General features: G+C 50.7%; 1 tRNA gene. It reads left to right on the top strand.

The annotated features are described in order from the left end of the window. Positions 1 to 129: 129 nt before the first annotated feature. Positions 130 to 201 (top strand) — tRNA-Gln (locus ACL9RM_RS26865). Positions 202 to 203: the final 2 nt, after the last annotated feature.

Below are 203 nucleotides of genomic sequence, written 5' to 3'. Positions count from 1 at the left end.
AGGCTTAGCTCAGCTGGGAGAGCATCTGCCTTACAAGCAGAGGGTCGGGGGTTCGAGCCCCTCAGCCTCCACCATTTTTCATCCTCTTACCTGGATGAAATCTTGGGGAATTGTGAATCATATGCATATTGGGGATTAGCCAAGCGGTAAGGCAACGGACTTTGACTCCGTCATGCATAGGTTCAAATCCTATATCCCCAGCC

It is taken from the genome of Paenibacillus sp. S29 (genome assembly GCF_049319765.1).
Taxonomy (GTDB): Bacteria; Bacillota; Bacilli; order Paenibacillales; family Paenibacillaceae; genus Paenibacillus; species Paenibacillus polymyxa_B.
This window is presented reverse-complemented; position numbering and strand designations above follow the sequence as displayed.